At 72.5% G+C, this 16,380-nt stretch carries 16 protein-coding genes; 10 read left to right on the top strand and 6 right to left on the bottom strand.

Annotated features, from left to right (window positions below; genetic code table 11):
* Window positions 1-16: 16 nt before the first annotated feature.
* Together ACLJWH_RS01355 and ACLJWH_RS01350 are read left to right on the top strand one after the other, a co-directional pair.
* Complete coding sequence (locus ACLJWH_RS01355; protein ID WP_411139649.1) at window positions 17-991, top strand: hypothetical protein; 975 nt, start codon at window positions 17-19, stop codon at window positions 989-991.
* 74 nt (window positions 992-1,065) lie between these two features.
* Window positions 1,066-2,100 (top strand): TauD/TfdA family dioxygenase, encoded by a 1,035-nt coding sequence (locus ACLJWH_RS01350; RefSeq protein WP_411139648.1) that lies wholly within the window; start codon window positions 1,066-1,068, stop codon window positions 2,098-2,100.
* 90 nt (window positions 2,101-2,190) lie between these two features.
* Here ACLJWH_RS01350 and ACLJWH_RS01345 read toward each other — a convergent pair whose 3' ends face one another.
* The 5 genes from ACLJWH_RS01345 to ACLJWH_RS01325 form a co-directional block, all read right to left on the bottom strand.
* A complete protein-coding gene (locus tag ACLJWH_RS01345) occupies window positions 2,191-2,400 on the bottom strand; it encodes a hypothetical protein (protein WP_411139647.1) in 210 nt (69 codons plus the stop codon).
* Window positions 2,401-2,507: 107 nt separating this feature from the next.
* Window positions 2,508-4,064 carry a YfcC family protein gene (locus ACLJWH_RS01340; protein WP_411139646.1) on the bottom strand — a complete coding sequence of 519 codons (1,557 nt, stop codon included), beginning with the start codon at window positions 4,062-4,064 and terminating at the stop codon, window positions 2,508-2,510.
* Window positions 4,061-5,050 carry a carbamate kinase gene (locus ACLJWH_RS01335; RefSeq protein WP_411139645.1) on the bottom strand — a complete coding sequence of 330 codons (990 nt, stop codon included), beginning with the start codon at window positions 5,048-5,050 and terminating at the stop codon, window positions 4,061-4,063. The genes ACLJWH_RS01340 and ACLJWH_RS01335 overlap by 4 nt, the downstream gene beginning before the upstream one ends.
* Before the next feature lie 103 nt (window positions 5,051-5,153).
* Entirely contained in the window at window positions 5,154-6,155 is a 1,002-nt protein-coding gene (gene argF, locus ACLJWH_RS01330; protein ID WP_411139644.1) for an ornithine carbamoyltransferase, read from the bottom strand.
* A gap of 95 nt (window positions 6,156-6,250) precedes the next feature.
* The gene (locus ACLJWH_RS01325; protein ID WP_411139643.1) at window positions 6,251-7,474 is read right to left on the bottom strand and encodes an arginine deiminase; all 1,224 of its coding nucleotides are present in this window, start codon (window positions 7,472-7,474) and stop codon (window positions 6,251-6,253) included.
* A gap of 310 nt (window positions 7,475-7,784) precedes the next feature.
* Between ACLJWH_RS01325 and ACLJWH_RS01320 the strand changes: the two genes are divergently transcribed.
* From ACLJWH_RS01320 to ACLJWH_RS01305, 4 genes are all read left to right on the top strand, one after another.
* Window positions 7,785-8,480 carry a response regulator transcription factor gene (locus tag ACLJWH_RS01320; RefSeq protein ID WP_411139642.1) on the top strand — a complete coding sequence of 232 codons (696 nt, stop codon included), beginning with the start codon at window positions 7,785-7,787 and terminating at the stop codon, window positions 8,478-8,480.
* 990 nt (window positions 8,481-9,470) lie between these two features.
* Window positions 9,471-9,758 (top strand): hypothetical protein, encoded by a 288-nt coding sequence (locus tag ACLJWH_RS01315; RefSeq protein ID WP_411139641.1) that lies wholly within the window; start codon window positions 9,471-9,473, stop codon window positions 9,756-9,758.
* Complete coding sequence (locus ACLJWH_RS01310; RefSeq protein WP_411139640.1) at window positions 9,751-10,641, top strand: fructosamine kinase family protein; 891 nt, start codon at window positions 9,751-9,753, stop codon at window positions 10,639-10,641. Before ACLJWH_RS01315 ends, ACLJWH_RS01310 begins: the two co-directional genes overlap by 8 nt.
* Before the next feature lie 240 nt (window positions 10,642-10,881).
* The gene (locus ACLJWH_RS01305; protein WP_411139639.1) at window positions 10,882-11,358 is read left to right on the top strand and encodes a hypothetical protein; all 477 of its coding nucleotides are present in this window, start codon (window positions 10,882-10,884) and stop codon (window positions 11,356-11,358) included.
* Window positions 11,359-11,502: 144 nt separating this feature from the next.
* Here ACLJWH_RS01305 and ACLJWH_RS01300 read toward each other — a convergent pair whose 3' ends face one another.
* Complete coding sequence (locus ACLJWH_RS01300; RefSeq protein WP_411139638.1) at window positions 11,503-12,081, bottom strand: nuclear transport factor 2 family protein; 579 nt, start codon at window positions 12,079-12,081, stop codon at window positions 11,503-11,505.
* Between the two features lie 105 nt (window positions 12,082-12,186).
* Here ACLJWH_RS01300 and ACLJWH_RS01295 point away from each other — a divergent pair, with 105 nt between their 5' ends.
* From ACLJWH_RS01295 to ACLJWH_RS01280, 4 genes are all read left to right on the top strand, one after another.
* Window positions 12,187-12,816 (top strand): TetR/AcrR family transcriptional regulator, encoded by a 630-nt coding sequence (locus ACLJWH_RS01295; RefSeq protein WP_411139637.1) that lies wholly within the window; start codon window positions 12,187-12,189, stop codon window positions 12,814-12,816.
* Window positions 12,817-13,002: 186 nt separating this feature from the next.
* Window positions 13,003-13,890 (top strand): GNAT family N-acetyltransferase, encoded by an 888-nt coding sequence (locus ACLJWH_RS01290; RefSeq protein WP_411139636.1) that lies wholly within the window; start codon window positions 13,003-13,005, stop codon window positions 13,888-13,890.
* Window positions 13,891-13,920: 30 nt separating this feature from the next.
* Window positions 13,921-14,724 carry an NAD(P)-dependent oxidoreductase gene (locus tag ACLJWH_RS01285; protein WP_411139635.1) on the top strand — a complete coding sequence of 268 codons (804 nt, stop codon included), beginning with the start codon at window positions 13,921-13,923 and terminating at the stop codon, window positions 14,722-14,724.
* A gap of 391 nt (window positions 14,725-15,115) precedes the next feature.
* Window positions 15,116-16,003: a hypothetical protein gene (locus tag ACLJWH_RS01280; protein WP_411139634.1), complete on the top strand. Its 888-nt coding sequence runs from the start codon at window positions 15,116-15,118 to the stop codon at window positions 16,001-16,003.
* The last annotated feature ends 377 nt before the right edge of the window (window positions 16,004-16,380 follow it).

The raw sequence follows: 16,380 nt of genomic DNA, 5'->3' as shown, positions 1-16,380 counted from the left end.
CCGAGGAGGGAAGGACATGACACAGCGTCCAGACACCGGTGCCTCGGGCCTGAACGGTGTCCGGCCGCGCGCCCCCGACCAGACCAGGGCGCGGGCCGTGTTCGTGGAGCGCATGGGCGGCCGGGCGCTCGAACCGGACGAACTCCTCTCCCGGGTGGCGGCGGCGGCCGGGTCCGCGCCCCGGCCGCTCGGCCCCCTGCTGAAGTCGGCCCTCGCCCGGACCCGCGGCTGCGGCGAGGAGGGGCGTCTCGCCGCGGTGCTCGCCGGCCTCGCCACCTACGGTGCGCTGGCCGCCGCCCGCCACCACGCCGCCCCGGGCGGGGTCTCGCCCGCCGTCTGGGGACTGGACCTGGACTCCGGTGCGCTGCGCGTGGTGGACGCCATGGGCGTCGCCGCGCCGCCGGCCCGGGGGCGGACCTTCCGGCGGCCCGTGGGCGCGGCGGCGGGCCTCACCTGGGTCAACGCGGTGGAGGCCGGTCTCGCCCAGCACTGCGAGGCCCTGCTCGTGCGGCGGCTGGACGAACCGGGGACCCGCGTGACCCGCCTCGACCTCGACGCGTACGTGGGTGATGAGGGCACCGGCCACCTCCTGCGGCTGCTCAAGGCGAAGGGCAGCCCACGCGCCCACGACCTGTCCGCGCTGTTGTCCCTGCCCGCCTGTGCGGTACGCATCGGCCGGGCCGCCGCGCTCGCCACGGGCGACACCCTGGCGGCGGCGGTACGGACCGCCGCCGAGCGCGCGCTGGGCGCGGGACCGCCGCACGCGGTCACCGGTTCCGGCCCGGAACCCTTCAGGGTGGCCGCCATCGCGCCCGAGCAGGAACTCCCGCCGGTCGCCGCGTCGGGGCTCGTGCCGCCGACCGAGCACCAACGCCCCTTGGAGGCGCTACGGGCCCAGGGCTACACCTCCGCCGCCCTCCTGCTGGACCACGACCCGCGGGCCATCGACATCCTCCCGTACCTGGTGCACGTCGTCCTGCTCGACGCATGACGCGCCGAACGGCCCGGCACGCGCACCGCCGCACCGCCCGTCCGAACTCCGTCCCCGATCACGAAGGGTCCGCCATGACCACGTCTGTCCCCCACCGTCACAGCCCGGACGCCCCCGCGCAGACGCTCGCCCGCATCGATCTGCCGGACGCGGTCCGTGACGCGCTCGGCCGGCAGCTCGCCGCGGAGCCCGATCCGCAGCCGGACATCGACCGTGCCACGACCCGGTACCTCCAGATCTTCGCCACCCTGCCCACCGAACCGCTCCAGCAGATACTGGACTTCGGGCGGCACGCCGACACACCGGGCGTCGGCTACGTCCGCAACCTGCCGGTCGACCCCGAGCTCCCGGCCACACCCACCGACGGCGGTCCCGCGGGCGGTAAGCGCTCCTATGTCGCCGAAGGTGTGCTGCTCGGGCTCTCGGGCCTGCTCGGCGAACCGGTCGGCTTCCTCACGGAGAAGAACGGGCAGCTCGTCCACGATGTGGTCCCCGTGCCCAGTGGTGCCACGAGCCAGACCAACCAGGGCTCCACCGTCTTCCTCAACTTCCACAACGACATCGTGCACGACGCCGGCGGCCGCTATGACGTCAGCAACCCCGACTTCCTCGTCCTCAACTGCCTGCGCGCCGACCACGAAGGCGTCGCGGCCACCCACTACGCCGACGCCCGGGACATCGCCCGAGCCCTCGACGCCCACACCCTGGAGGTGCTGCGCAGCCCGCTCTTCCGGCTGAACGCACCGGGCAGCTATGTGCGGGACGTCGCCGGCGGAAGCGAGGTCCTGTCCGACCCGGTCGGGCTCATCGGTGGTCCGGAGGACACCCCGGAGATCTCCTCGTCGGCCAACGGGGTGCGCGCCCTCACCAAGGAGGCGGAGGCGGCGCTCGACCGGCTCCAGGCCGCCTGCCGCGAGGCCGCTCACGAGGTCCACCTCCGTCCCGGCGAGGCCCTGCTGATCAACAACAGGAAGGGCCTGCACGCCCGCACCCGGTTCACGCCCCGTTACGACGGGACGGACCGCTGGTTGCAGCGCACCTATGTCCGCCGCAACCAGTGGCCCATCCGGCACCGGCAGGCCGCCGGCAGCCGCCGCGTGCACCACTGAGCAGGACGGCCCCCGCCCCGCCCCCTTGGCGGGGCGGGAGACGGTGGCCGCGCGACGGTGCGTACCGGCCGGCGGCGGGGCCGGGTGCCGTCAGCTCTCCGGTGTGGTGCGGAAGAACCGCAGGACCTCGTCGCCGGCGGCCCCGTCCCGGCAGACGGCCACCACCACGTCGTTGCCCGCCACACAGCCCAGCACGTCGAGGTCCGGTACCGAGTCGATCACGGAGGCGACGAAACGGGCTCCGCCGGGCGGGGTCCGCAGGATGAGCGTGCCGCCCGTCCGGGCCGCGCTGAGGACCATGTTCCGGGGCGAGGCGGCGGCGCGGAGCCCCCGTCCGTCGGCCGGGCGCGCGTCGGCGCGGGCGTGTGGCGGTCGTCCGCGTCCACCGGCGGACGGGGCGGCGGGCATCAGCTCAGCACCGCCCCGAGGGCCATGAACACGACGGAGACGGCCAGCAGGATGGCCAGCAGGGGCCAGATGAACCGCAGATAGCGGTCGTAGCGCACCTTGGACAGGGCCAGTCCGCCCATGATGACCGCGGAGGTCGGGGTGATCAGGTTCACCCAGCCCGAGGCCGTCTGATAGGCGGTGACGACCAGGCTGCGGCCCACTCCGGCGAAGTCGGCGAGCGGTGCCAGGATCGGCATGGCGAGCGTGGCGTGTCCGGAGGAGGAGGGAACGAAGAACGCCAGCGGGATGTTCACCAGGAACGTCAGCACGGCGAAGACCCCGGAACCGGTCCCCTCCACAGCCTTGTTCAGGGCGTTGAGGATGGTGTCCGTGACGTGGGCGTTGTTCATGATGACGGTGACGCCGCGGGCGAGCACGATGATCAGTGCCGCACCGATGAAGTCGCCCGCTCCCGACACGATCGCGTCGACCGTGCCCTTCTCCCCCAGCCCGGCGATCAGGCCGGTCACGATGGCGGAGACCGTAAACAGCCCCGCCAGCTCCGGGAAGTACCACCCCAGCGTGGGTATGGCGGTGACGCCCAGGTCCGCCCAGGGGATGACCGAGAAGATCATCAGGGCGAACGTCACCCCGAACACCGCGATGACGGCCTTGTGACGCCCGGTCAGGGCGGGGATGTCGTCGGGGCTCCGGCCGAGGCCGTCGTCGCCGGCCGCGCCCACGAGTGAACGGGCGGGGTCCTTGGCCACCTTGTGTGCGTACCGCAGCACGAAGGCGATGGCGATCGCGGTCAGCACGACCCACATCAGCAGACGCAGCACGATGCCGTCCCCGGTGCCGATGCCGGCGCCCGCCGAGGCGACTCCCGTGGCGAAGGGGTTGACGGTGGAGGCGAGGGTGCCGATGCCCGCGCCGACCATGATCACGGCCGCACCGACCATCCGGTCGTAGCCGAGCCGGAGGGCCAGCGGGATCACCAGGGCGTAGAACCCCAGGGTCTCCTCGGCCATGCCGTAGGTGGTGCCGCCGAGCGAGAAGACGCACATCAGGACGGTGATCAGCAGCGCCTTGCGGTGGCTGAGCCGCTGGGCGAGGCGGCCGATCGCGGCGTCCAGGGCACCGGACTTCATCGCGACGGTGATGAACGCGCCGACGGCCAGGATGAAGAGGAAGACCGCGGCCGCGCCGGCCAGGTCGCCGGTGCCGCCGGGGACGGTCTTCCCGTCCCCGCCGGTGACGCCGTACAGCCCGTTGGCGGGCGCGAGGAAGAGGTCCCGGAGCCTGTTCAGGAAGGACTCGGACGCGGCGACGGAGTGGTACGAGCCGGGTACCGGGGCCCCGCTGTCGTCGGTCCGGTAGGCGCCGGCCGGGATGATGAAGGCCAGCAGCCAGACCGCCACGGTGACCACGGCCAGCACGGTGAAGGCCGACGGGAAGCGGAAGCGCCGCGCCGGCCGGTCCGTGGGCGGTACGCGCTCCGGTTCCGTGCCGTTGCTGTCCGCCGGTGGAGCCGGCCGGCCGGCGGGGACTCCGGGAGGGGCCGTGCCGCTCATGCCGGTGATCCTTCCGGCGCGGGGGCCGCTTCGGGTCCGGTGGCCGACGGCGGGCAGGCACCGGTGTGGGGGTAGCGGCCACTGGGGGTGACGAGGGTGCCCGCCGTACCGGCGAGGATGTCCGCCGCCTGGTCCAGGGCGCCGATGGCGGCCATGTCACCGGTGAGTTCGACGAAACGGCACACCGCCTCGGCCTTCGGGCCCATCGACCCGGCCGGGAAGCTCTCGGCGCGCAGGGCGGCGGGGGTCGTGTGGGTGAGGGGGGTGGCCTCGGGTGTGCCGAAGCCGCGTACGACGCGGGGTACGTCGGTGAGCAGCAGCAGCGCGTCGGCCTCCAGGGACTCGGCGAGCAGGGCCGCGGTGAGGTCCTTGTCGACGACCGCTTCCACCCCGCGGAGCAGACCGTTCTCGTCCCGGATGACCGGGACGCCGCCACCGCCCGCGCACACCGCGATCGCCCCGTGCGACAGCAGCTGCCGGATCAGCCGGGTCTCGACGATCCGTTGCGGCCTCGGGGACGGGACCACGCGCCGCCAGTACGCACCGTCCTGCCGCACGGTCCACCCCCGCCCGGCGGCCAGCCGCCTGGCGGTCGGCTCGTCGTAGCTCTGGCCGACGAACTTGGCCGGCTCGGCGAAGGCCGGGTCGGCGACCGACACCAGCGTCTGGTTGATCAGTGCGCAGACCTGGCGGTCCGGCAGGGCGTTCTGCAACGACTGAAGGAGCCAGTAGCCGATCATGCCCTGGGTCTCCGCCCCCAGGACGTCGAAGGGATAGGGGTGGGTGAGCGCGGGGTCGGCGGCGCTTTGCAGGGCGAGCACACCGACCTGGGGGCCGTTGCCGTGGGTGACGACGAGTTCGTGTTCCCGGGCGAGGGGTGCGAGGGCGGCCACGGCCCGGCGCACATTGGTCAGTTGGACATCGGCGTCGGGCTTGTCACCGCGTTCGAGAAGGGCGTTTCCGCCCAGTGCTACGACTATGCGCACAAGGGTCTCCGTCAGAGGCGAGGCGGTGGGTACGGGGGCTGGGGCGGGAGGCCGGTGGCAGGCGGACCCCGGCCGGGCGGGGTCCGCGGGTCACCGGACGGCGTCAGCCGCCGAGGGTGGCGACCAGTAGGGCCTTGATGGTGTGCATCCGGTTCTCGGCCTGGTCGAAGACGACCGACCGGTCCGACTCGAAGACCTCGTCGGTGACTTCCAGCGCCTCCAGGCCGGTCCGGTCGTAGAGGTCGGCGCCCACCGTGGTGGCGCGGTCGTGGAAGGCCGGCAGGCAGTGCAGGAACCTCGCCCGCGGGTTGCCGGTCGCCGCCATCACCCCCGCGGTGACCTGGTAGGGGGAGAGCAGCTCGATGCGCTCGTCCCACACCTCCTGGGGCTCGCCCATGGAGACCCAGACATCGGTGTAGACGAAGTCGGCGCCGTCGACTCCTCCGCAGAGGTCCTCGGTGTGGCGCACCCGGGCTCCGGTCGTGGCGGCCACCTCCTCGGCCCGTCCGGTGATCTCCGGCGCGTTCCACAGCGGCTTCGGTGCGACGATCCGTACGTCCGCCCCCATCAGGGCGCCCATGACGAGCAGGGAGTTGCCGATGTTGTTGCGGGCGTCGCCGACGTACGCGAAGGAGATCTCGTGCAGCGGCTTGCCGGCGTGCTCGCGCATGGTGAGGAAGTCGGCGAGCATCTGCGTGGGGTGCCAGTCGTCGGTGAGTCCGTTCCACACCGGTACGCCGGAGTACTGGGCCAGTTCCGTCACGAGGCGCTGCGAGGCGCCCCGGTACTCGATGCCGTCGTACATCCGGCCGAGCACCCGTGCGGTGTCCTTCATGGACTCCTTGTGACCTATCTGGGAGCCGGCCGGATCGAGACAGGTGACGTGGGCACCCTGGTCGTGCGCGGCGACCTCGAAGGCGCACCGGGTGCGGGTGGAGGTCTTCTCGAAGATCAGCGCGATGTTCTTGCCGCGCAGCCGGGGCCGTTCGGTGCCGGTGCGCTTGGCGGTCTTCAGTTCGGCGGCGAGGTCGATGAGGTACTCCAGCTCACCAGGGGTGAAGTCGAGTTCCCGGAGAAAACTACGGTGACGCAGATTGCGGGCCATGGGATGTCCTTCTCGTTCTCGTGCGGGGTGGTGCGGTCCGGCGGGCCCTCTCGTGCGCGCGCCGGTGCGGACAGACGCGGAAAGCCTCGGACGGCTCAGACGGCGTCGCGCTCGATGGGGCAGCTCATGCAGCGCGGCCCACCGCGCCCGCGTCCCAGTTCGCTGCCCCGTACGGTGACGACCTCGATGCCGTTGGCCCGCAGATACGCGTTGGAGGTGACGTTGCGGTCGTAGGCGACGACCACCCCCGGCTCGACGGCGAGGACGTTGCAGCCGTCGTCCCACTGCTCGCGGGCGGCGGCGTGCACGTCCTGGGCCGGGGTGAGGACCCTGATGTCGTCCAGGCCGAGGGCGTGGGCGATCACGGTGTGCATCCGGTCGGGCGCGTGCCGGGTGACGAGCAGGTCGTCGGGGGCGCCCTGGGGCTCGATCGTGTACGAGGGCAGCATGCCCAGCCCGGCGTACTTGGTGAAGGTGTCCCCGTTCACCATCGTCAGCACCGTGTCCAGGTGCATGAAGGCCCGTCGCCTGGGCATGTCGAGCGCCACGATGCGCTGCGCGGCGCCTTCCTTGAACAGCTCCACGGCGAGGCGCTCGACGCCCTGCGGAGTGGTGCGTTCGCTGACCCCCACCAGGACCGCGCCGTTGCCGATGACCAGGACGTCCCCGCCTTCCATGGTGGCGGGGAAGGCCGCCTGGCCCTCGTTCCAGACCTTGAAATCCTGGTCGGCGAAGAGCGGGTGGTAGCGGTAGACCGCCTCGAAGTGCACGGTCTCCCGCCGGCGCGCGGTCTTGCGCATCGCGTTGACGGCGACCCCGTCGTACACCCAGCACGAGGTGTCGCGGGTGAACAGATGGTTGGGCAGCGGCGCGATGACGAAATCGTCGTCGTCCATCGTCTGGACCCGGATGCTGCGCGGGCGTCCCATCCTCGCGACGAGTTCCCGCTTGGTGATGCCGCCGACCAGGTACTGCGTCAGCTCCTCGGGGGCGAACCCCTCGAAGACGCCGCGGGCGCGGTCGGTGGCGATCGGCCCGTACTCCCGCTCGTCGAAGAGCCGCCCCAGGACCAGGTCGCGGGCGCCGGGTTCGGCGAGGGTCTCGGTCAGCAGATCGGTGAAGAGGTGGACGGTGATACCGCGTTCGCGCAGCGTGTCGGCGAAGTCGTCGTGCTCCTCGCGGGCCTTCTCCACCCACAGCACATCGTCGAAGAGCAGCTCGTCCTTGTTGCCGGGTGTCAGCCGCCTGAGTTCCAGATCGGGGCGGTGCAGGATGACCTGCTTGAGGCGGCCGGCTTCGGAATCCACGTGGAAAGGCATGGGCGCTCCCAGCTCCTGGCCGCCGCACCGTTGCGGCGGCCCTGCGCCCTCGACGTTAGGAGCGCCGGAACCCCGCACGAGGGCGCCGAAAGGCCCCTTCCGCCCGAGCCCGGATGTCCTTCCGGCCTGCTCCGCCGCCCCTCCTGCCCTGTCCTTTCCGGCAGTGCGCGGCACGGCCGGCAGGGTCGTCCGCCCCTGCGCAAAGTGGCCGCTCGTCCCCCCTGAGACGTGCTGTCCGCCGCGTACGTTGCCCAGGAGGGCGCGAGCAGACGGAAGTACGCCCGGTGAAGCCGGATATGGGGAGCCTGACATGTCCATCAGAGTGCTGGTCGCGGACGCGGACGAAGTGGTGCGGGTGGGGCTGCGCGCCGTCCTGTCCCGGGACCGGGGGTTCCTGATCGTGGGGGAATCCGGAGACGGCCGGGACACCGTCGGACTGGTCCGCACCACCCGGCCCGACGTCTGCGTGGTCGGTACCTCGCTCACCGGGTTCGGCGGGCTCGAAGTGGTCCGGCGGGTGTCCGCTCTCCCCGGTACGGCCTGCCGGGCGATCGTGCTGACCGGCTCGACGGCGGACGAGGACTTCCGCACCGCGATGGGCAGCGGAGCCCACGCTTTCCTCCACAAGTCCGTGACGCCACGGCTGTTGCGGCAGAGCATCCGGCTGGTGGCGGCGGGGGCGTACGCGCTGTCGCCCTCGGCCGCCGGCAGTCTGCGCGATCTCCTCGACGGCCCGCCCCGGCATGCCCCGCCGGAGCCGCGGCGCCCGCTCAGTCCGCGGGAGCGGCAAGTGGCCGCGATGGTCGCCGTCGGCCGCACCGACCGGGAGATCGCCTGCTCCACGGGGGTGTCGGTGTCCGCGGTGAAGAAGACAGTCTCCGGCTGCCGGCGCAAGGTACGGGCCAAGAACAGGGTGCAGTTGGCGCGCTGGGCCTGGCAGAGCGGCCTGGAACCGCCGCCGTCCCCGGCCGGACCCTCGGATCCGCCGACGCCGCTCGTGGCATGAGGGGCGGGCGAGCCCCGCACCGGGATCACCGCCCGGTCCGCCGCCCGGCTCACGGCTCACGGCTCACGGCTCACCGACGGGCGATCACGCGGACCGCGTCTGCCGCGGCCCCATGCCCGCCAGCGGCCACCACTCGTGACGAAATGCCCGTCACCCAAGGGACTTCGGCCCATGTGGCGACCCGTCCGCCCCGGCTAACGTGATTGCTGCGAGCCCGCCCTCGCCCCCCGGGGCGATACGCGCGCTGACAGGGCTCGACCGGCCGTCCGCAAGGGCAGGATGCGCGGGACCGGACAACTGAAGAACAGGGCCGTGTCGTCCCCCGATCACTCACGCGGCCCGGTGTGCCAGGGCCCCTGGCCGGGTCTGACCGCCCGGCGGCCAGGGGCCCTGTGCTCTTCGGCCTTCCTGCCTGGAACCCAACTACGCGCTGCGCAACGGGTATTGGAGGCATACGGAGCAACGGGCGCGGCTCCGGCGGGCGAGGGGCCGGCCCCCTTCCCGGCCCCCTTCCTGGCCCCCTTCCCTGCTCCGTCACCACCGCCGCGTCGCCAGTTCGTCGCAGGGATCGATCGGCACCGCCCCGAGAGACAGTGGGACTTGAGAGCCGCCTGAGAACCCTGGAGCCCGGCAAGCCCGCCGCCTTCGTCGTGACCGCCACCGACCCGCTCACCGACATCGCCTCGCTCGCCACCCCCGGCATCATCGCGCTCGTCGCCAAGTCGGACGAGATCAGGCGAGAACACCCTCCCCCTCGACCGCCCCCGCACCGGCACACCTCGGCTCCCGCTGCTCCCCCTCGGCCTGATCGACCGGCGGAACGGGCCGTACCGGGCCGGACCGGACCGGACCACCGGTATCCGCGGTACGCCGGGCCGTCGGCGCCACGGATCGGCGACGGCCCTCCGGCCGCCGGGAACCGTCTGACCTCCTGCCCCGGGGGCACCCCTCCTCGGCCCCCGGAGAGCGGAGAACGGAGAATACGTAGGCATGAGCTTCCCGAACGTCATATCCGAGCCGGTGATCCGGTCCGGCCCCGGCGTGCCGGCCGGTACGAAACTGCCGGTCGACGCGTCCCTGGCCGACTACGGGCTGGACTCCCGCGCAGCGGTGAACCTCGTCCTGGATCCCGAGCGGCGGTTCGCCGTGCCGAACCCGGACGCCATGCCGGTCCGCTCCCGGTTCCTCGCGGCCCGCACCCTCCGGGAAGCATGGGAGGAGGTCTTGACCGGCCCCGCGAAGGAAGAATCCCGGCCCGGACCCGACCGCCATGTCTGACGGGACCGGCGCCACGGGGCCGCAGCCGCAGGAGAAGAGCTGGTCGGACTACCGCAGCGCCCGCCTCGACCAGGTCCTCCGGGCAGAGGCGCTCAGCGGTGGATTCGCCAATCAGGTGTGGCGGGCCACCCTCCGGGACGGGAGCCGGGTCGTCGTCAAGACGGCGCAAGACCCGGCACCCGACCTCTTCGCCGTCGAAGCGGAGGGCCTGGAAACCCTGCGCACCCAAGGTGGCCTGGACACCCCCGAGGTTCTGGAGGTGGGGCCGCGCCATCTGATCCTCACCGAACAGGAACCGGCCCCGCGCACCCCTGCCTTCTGGGAGGCCGCAGGCCGCGGCCTGGCCCGGCTGCACGAGGTGACCGCCGGAACCCGGTACGGCTGGCACCGGGACGGCTGGCTGGGCCGACTCCCCCAGCGAAACACCTGGTCCCACGACGGCCACACGTTCTTCGCCGAGCAGCGCATCCTGCGCTACCTGTCGGAGCCGAAGGCCGAGCGCGCCCTGAACGCCGCGGACCGCGCCGGGCTGGAGCGGCTCTGCCGCCGGCTCCCCGAACTGATCCCGCCGGCCCCGCCCGTGCTCGTCCACGGCGACCTCTGGCACGGCAACCTCCTCGCCACCCCGGTCGGCGCCCCCGTCTTCATCGATCCCGCGGTCTGCTGGATGTGGGCCGAAGCCGACCTGAGCATGGCCTACTGCACCGGAGGAATCCCGGAGCCCTTCTTCACCGCGTACCGGGAGATCCGCCCCCTCACCGATGGCTGGCGAGAGCGGATGCGCCTCCTCCACCTCCGCGAACACCTGAGCGTCCTCGCCCACTTCGGCGCCGACCGCGACCACATTGACGCCATCCGCCACATCCTGCGCGTCTGGAACTGAGCACATCACTGAGCAGACAGCAGCCTCGCGACCACACCGGGAAGCACGGCCTCGTACCCCGGCACCCCGGCCCGTGCCGAAGAACGGGCACTGTCCGGAACGGGATCGGGCCACTTGGGCTGCGCCCACCCGCCATGACCTGGTGTCCTTGGCCCGGGGGGCGATCTCCTCCGGTATCCCACTCCGCGGCAGCATCGCCGACCATGCCGAGGCCGGCATTCCGGAGCACGACGGGGGCCGGTGCGCATCGAAGTACCGCCGGGCACCACACTCGCCGAACTGACCCGGGAGGAGCATGAGGGCAGGGCGTCCGAGCTGGACTTCTGCTCACGGAACAGGGAGTACGGCAACGTCTGTTGCGGCACCTCCAACTGGCGGCTGCTGCGGGTGCGGACCGGCCGTCGGGCCGAGGGCGCCGAGGGTCGTGGCTCCGTACCCGAACCGCTCAAGGGTGACACCAAGCCCGCCGACAACTCCGCCCCGATCAAGGTGGAGATCACCGGCACCGCGCCGCCCGGCGAGGCCGTGCCACCGGTCCCCGCCGGCCGCGGATCCGCCGCCTCCTCCGGCGCCTCCACCGCGGCCGGCACCGGCCACCGGCGGATCCTCGTGCTCACCGGAGCCGCCGCGGCCGCGCCCTCGCCCTCGCCCTCGCGACGATCGTCGTCACCCGCCGCCGGTGCACACGGCACGCACCGGTCTCCGGCAGCCCGATGAGCTCGGCTGACCTCTCGGCCGTCCAGCGCGGTGCCCCTGCTCGCGCCCTCGGCCCTCGGCCCTCGGCAAGTCCGGGGCCGTACTCCGCTTCCGGCGGGTCGGCCGAGGAACGCGACGACGCGGGGGCGGGGAGGGGTACGGGGGTCAGTTCTGGTGGAGCCAGGCGGTGCCGGCGGCCTTCATCTCGGCCTCCAGCGCGCTCCCCCGGGTCGGGAACTCGCGTACGAGGGGGAAGCCGGACCGCTCCAGCAGGTAGGCCAGCGCGGCATACTCACGCGGGTAGCGGCGCACCGTCTTCTCGTCGATGTCCGGGGCCTTCGCCAGGAAGCTGAACGAGCTCATGTCGTAGATGCTCTCGCGCCGGGTGATGCGCCAGGTGCTGTCGCGCTTCTCGACCTGGTCCCAGAAGCGGTTGTGGGCGGTGCAGCCCAGGTCCAGGGCGGTGTTCTCCGCCATGATCATCGCGTTGGTCTCCACCAGGGCCCGGTCGCCGTCGAAGGTGATCGAGGGGTTGGCGATCAGGTGCTTGGTGCGCAGATCTGAGGCGCCCATGCGGGCGGAGCCGTCCACGAAGTCGGCGGCCGAGCCGTCGAACCAGGTGATCGCGATGGTCGCACCGGGGTGGAACAGATCCCGCAGGCGGTCCCATTCGCCCAGGTCACGGTACATCCACCCGGTCATCAGGTCAGCGATGGCCGCCCGGTCTTCGATGCGTGCGTCCACGGTCGAGCTCCATAAATAGAGGACGGAATAGTTTCTTAACTCGACGGTACACGTACCCGCACCCTGATGCGACGCGAACCGACGCCGACGGCTATAACGGGAAGGGTGACCGCCTCCTCCACACCGCCCACCCCGCCGTTCCGTGCACCCGCCGACGCGGGCCGGGCCACCCGCCGGCGCGGCGCGGAGCTGACCCGGGCGATCTACCGGGCGACACTTCAGGAACTGGCCGCCACCAGCTTCGAGGAGCTGAGCTTCGAGAAGATCGCGCCCAAGGCCGGTACCGGGAAATCGGTGCTCTACCGCCGCTGGAGCACCACCGCCGAACTCGTTCTGGCCGCCCTGAAGGACTACGACGTCGGCCTGGGCAAACCCCTGGTGCCGGACACCGGCACCCTGCGCGGCGACCTGATCGTCCTGCTCACCGCCTTCGCCCGCGTCCTGGACGAACCGCGCGGACGCGCCCTGCGGCCCCTGCTGACCCAGCGCCCGCGCCATCCCCAGCTCTTCGACCAGGTCATGGACCAGGTCGTCCTTCCCCACCGGGCCGTCCTGCTGGACTGCCTGCGCACCGCGGTCGACCGTGGCCAAGCCGACCCCGCACGCGCCACCCCCCGCACCGCGGCCATTGGCCCGCGCCTGATCGTGGCCGAATCCATCGAACGCGGGAGCGTCCCGGACAGCGAGGTCCACGCCATCGTGGACGAAGTCCTCCTGCCCCTGCTGACGCCGTAGCGCCTGCCCGGCGGGCACCCGCTGCCCCTCCGCCCGGTCGGCCTGGGGATGGAGACGGGCGGGCGCTCCCGGTCAAAGGCAGCCCTGGGGAACGACGGACGTCCGGCGCGCCAGGCAAAAGGTCCCTGCCGCCTCGCCCCGGCGGAAACCGAGGACGCACGCCCACCGCATGCGGAACCATGAAGCATGCGCCCGGATAGCTGGCACCTCACCGAAGACATCGACGACTTTCTCGCCCGAGCGGGAGACTTCCTGCGCTCGCGCCCCGCCCTGCACAACACGCCGCTGACAGTGATCGAGAGACTGCGAACACGCGGGGCGGACGCATACGGCGCCGGAGCCACCGTCTTCGGCCGACTGGAGCGAGTGGGCGAGGTCCACGCCATCTTCTACCGCCTGCCGTCCCACCGCCTGACCCTCACCTCCCTCTCCCCTGAGCAGGCCGACACCCTCGCCGCACACCTGGCCGGCCTCGGCCACCCCCTCTCCAGCGCCCTCGCGGACCACGACACCGCCACCGCTTTCGCCGAGGCATGGCAGCGGCACACCGGCGCGGCGCCGGTACCCAGCTGGCGGGGCCGTCTCTACCGTCTCGGCACGCTCACCCCACCGACGCCCTGCCCGGAAGGCCGGGGTCGCATCGTGGGCGAGAAGGACCATGAGGAACTCATCCGCTGGTGCGGTGAGTTCGTCGCCGCCGTCGGAGAGACCCCCTCCATAGACGCCGGCTCCTGGGCCGGCTCGCGCTTCGCCGACAAACACTTCACGTTCTGGGAGACCCCGGACGGCACTCCCGTCTCCCTCGCAGGCGCGACTTCGATGGTCGGCGGCATGATCCGGGTGGACCCCGTCTACACCCCGGCCCACCTCCGGGGTCGCGGCTACGCGGGCGCCGTGACGGTCGAGGTGAGCAGGGCCGCACTGGCCGCAGGCGCGGCGGAGGTCGTCCTGTTCACGAACCCGGCCAACCCCACCAGCAACGCCCTCTACCAGCGGATCGGGTACGTCCCGGTCACCGACTTCGCCGCGTACGACTTCTCGTGTGCCGCGCCGGAAGTCGGTGGAGAGCTGTGAAGGGTTCCGCGACGGGCACAGCGAGCACCGGTGCTCTCGCCTCCTGCCCAGGTCGGTGCCTGCGGCTGCGAGCCCCGCTGCAACCGGTGCGGCGACTCGCCGCCTGTGTCCAATGGGCGAGCGTGGCCCGCAACCGCTGTTCCAGGAGCGCGCCCTGAAGCGGGCGGATCACGGCGGGCCCTCGCGCTGCTGCATCGCGTGCATCGCGTGCACCGTTTCGATCACGCGCTGCGCTCCGGCGCGGACTGGGAGACCGCGAGCACGGCCCCGCCCCGGCACGAGATCCACGGGAGCGAAATCGGGATGATCGGCGCCTCGCGCACCGACCGTGCCGATATCGCGCTGGTCCGCGCCCTGGGTGCCCGGGTCTCGGTCGGCGATCCCTTCCTCGACGCCGGGGAGGCGGCGCGGCTGGGCGTGCGCCGGGTCTCGCTCGACCGGCTGCTGCGGGGCAGCCGGGTGGTGGCGGTGCACGCGCCCGCGACCGCGGCGACCCGGCGGCTTCTCGACGCGCGGCGGCTGGCCTCGATGCCGGACGGGGCGGGCCTGGTGAACACCGCGCGCTCCTGGCTCGTGGACGAGGAGGCACTGCTCGCCGAGGTGCGCGGCGGACGGCTCGACGCGGCGATCGACGTCTTCGACACGGAGCCGCTCCCGGCCGACCACCCCTTCCGTACCCTGCCCAAAGTGCTGCTCACCGCGCACCAGGCGGCAGGCACGGCCGAGGGCCGGCTCCGCCTCGGGGCGAGCGCCGCCGACGAGGTCCGCCGGCTCCTGGACGGGCGGGAGCCCGCACATCCGGTGGGGCCCGAGGCCCTCGCCCGCGTGCACTGAGCGGGCGGCGCGGGGCCGGGCGGTTCCGTCCGGGTGGGCCGATTCGCGGGTGGGCCGGCCGGGCCGCCTCCGGGTATGCCGGGGGGCGGTGCGCGCCGGTGCATCAACCTGGCTGAGGAGACTCAAGTCCGCATTGCCGGTCGAGTCTCCGGAAGGGGCTCAGCCCCCTGCCCCCGCATGTCCGTCACGGCGGATCAGGCCCGCCACCGGGCTGGGGCGAGCCGACCGGGACGCGCGGCAAGGGGGACCGGGAAAAACGGTAACGGGAGGGGCTGATTCGAGGCCCGTGAGCGGCCCGCAGCGCCACGCCCCCGCGCACTTCCTGAAGACCCCGTCCGAACCTTCAGAATCCTCAGGATCTCTTCAGGACGGGACCCGCAAGATCGTCTGCATGCCTCAGCACCACGCCGATACGGAGTACCGCCGCCGCCCCGACCAGCCCGTGCGCTGCCGGCCGGCCCGATTCCTGCCGGCCCCCAGCGCGGTCCTGATCTGCTGCGTCGCGGCCTCGGGACGGTTACACCGGGACGTCCGGCGCATCGGCTGGTCCGACGCCCCCGGCGCCGACGCGCCCAAGTCCTCGGACGGTTCGACGAACATCGCGCTCATGGGGCTGGACCGCAGGACGGACCACCACGGCGAGGATCTTCCCCCCGAGATGCTGAAGAAGCTGCCCGCGGGAAGTGCGGACACCGGCGGGTACGACGCCCCGGCCACCATCCCGCCCCCGCCCCCGACCACCCCCGAGAACACCGACTCGCTGCAAGGTTCTGCCCGCTGGGCCGGCCACCCAGAGGAACATCCCGTGAACCCGAACCTGATCTTCGGCGGCGTATACGGCACCGTGCTGGCCAGCGCCCTGCTCGCCGCCCTCCACTCCGAGGGAGACGTATACGTCCCCTACCAGAACGCCGCGTGGATCATGATGACGGCGGTCACCTCCGCGCTCGCCCACGGCTACGCCCATCACATGACGTCCGATCAGCATGACGCGGACAGCCACCGCTGGAACCGGCTGGCCCGCACCCTGCTCGGTGAATGGCCCCTGATCGCCGGGTGCCTGCCCACCGTCCTCCTGCTGGTAGCCGCCGGTATGTCCGACTGGCCCGAGCCAACGGTCACCGCGACCGGGCTGACCCTCAACACCGCACTCCTGCTCGTCTGGGGCGTCGCCTCCGCACGACGGCTGGGGTACCGCCGGAGGTCGACCCTGCTCTTCGGTTTCGCCGATGCGACACTCGGCGTACTGATAGCCATGGCCAACGCCGTCATCAAGTAGGACGCCACCCTCGGCCGGGCTGCCGCCGCGGCATCGGCACCCGGCGGTGCACGATCTCGCGCCCAGGGCGCGGAGCGGGCTCGCCGAGGCCGTGCACGGAGACCACGCCGGCCACGAGCGGAAGCGCCTGCCGTGGGCGGTGCACCGACCTGGTCGTCGGACGCGCGGGAGGCCGTGCGGTTGCTCGCGGTGGTCGCGCTGACGGGTCCGCTTCACCGAGTCCGGGGCTCGCCGGGCCCGGGGTGCAGCACGGACTCGTCCGCCGCTGATCGATCAGGTGGTGGAGGGCCGGACCGGGCGAGGCGTACCACGGCGCGGCAGTCTCAGGACCGTACTCCCCGCCATGGACGAGCCCCCTCCACACACGGCGCGGCGAA

The sequence above is a fragment of the Streptomyces sp. x-80 genome (assembly GCF_046549095.1).
GTDB classification, from domain to species: domain Bacteria; phylum Actinomycetota; class Actinomycetes; order Streptomycetales; family Streptomycetaceae; genus Streptomyces; species Streptomyces celluloflavus.
The sequence above is the reverse complement of the archived record's forward strand: the minus strand, read 5'-3'. Positions and strand labels throughout refer to the sequence as shown.

Coding starts and splice junctions, on each gene's coding strand:
- ACLJWH_RS01355 (WP_411139649.1), top strand. CDS start 17: ATGACACAGCGTCCAGACACCGGTGCCTCGGGCCTGAACGGTGTCCGG.
- ACLJWH_RS01350 (WP_411139648.1), top strand. CDS start 1,066: ATGACCACGTCTGTCCCCCACCGTCACAGCCCGGACGCCCCCGCGCAG.
- ACLJWH_RS01345 (WP_411139647.1), bottom strand. CDS start 2,400: ATGGTCCTCAGCGCGGCCCGGACGGGCGGCACGCTCATCCTGCGGACC.
- ACLJWH_RS01340 (WP_411139646.1), bottom strand. CDS start 4,064: ATGAGCGGCACGGCCCCTCCCGGAGTCCCCGCCGGCCGGCCGGCTCCA.
- argF (WP_411139644.1), bottom strand. CDS start 6,155: ATGGCCCGCAATCTGCGTCACCGTAGTTTTCTCCGGGAACTCGACTTC.
- ACLJWH_RS01325 (WP_411139643.1), bottom strand. CDS start 7,474: ATGCCTTTCCACGTGGATTCCGAAGCCGGCCGCCTCAAGCAGGTCATC.
- ACLJWH_RS01320 (WP_411139642.1), top strand. CDS start 7,785: ATGTCCATCAGAGTGCTGGTCGCGGACGCGGACGAAGTGGTGCGGGTG.
- ACLJWH_RS01315 (WP_411139641.1), top strand. CDS start 9,471: ATGAGCTTCCCGAACGTCATATCCGAGCCGGTGATCCGGTCCGGCCCC.
- ACLJWH_RS01310 (WP_411139640.1), top strand. CDS start 9,751: ATGTCTGACGGGACCGGCGCCACGGGGCCGCAGCCGCAGGAGAAGAGC.
- ACLJWH_RS01290 (WP_411139636.1), top strand. CDS start 13,003: ATGCGCCCGGATAGCTGGCACCTCACCGAAGACATCGACGACTTTCTC.
- ACLJWH_RS01280 (WP_411139634.1), top strand. CDS start 15,116: ATGCCTCAGCACCACGCCGATACGGAGTACCGCCGCCGCCCCGACCAG.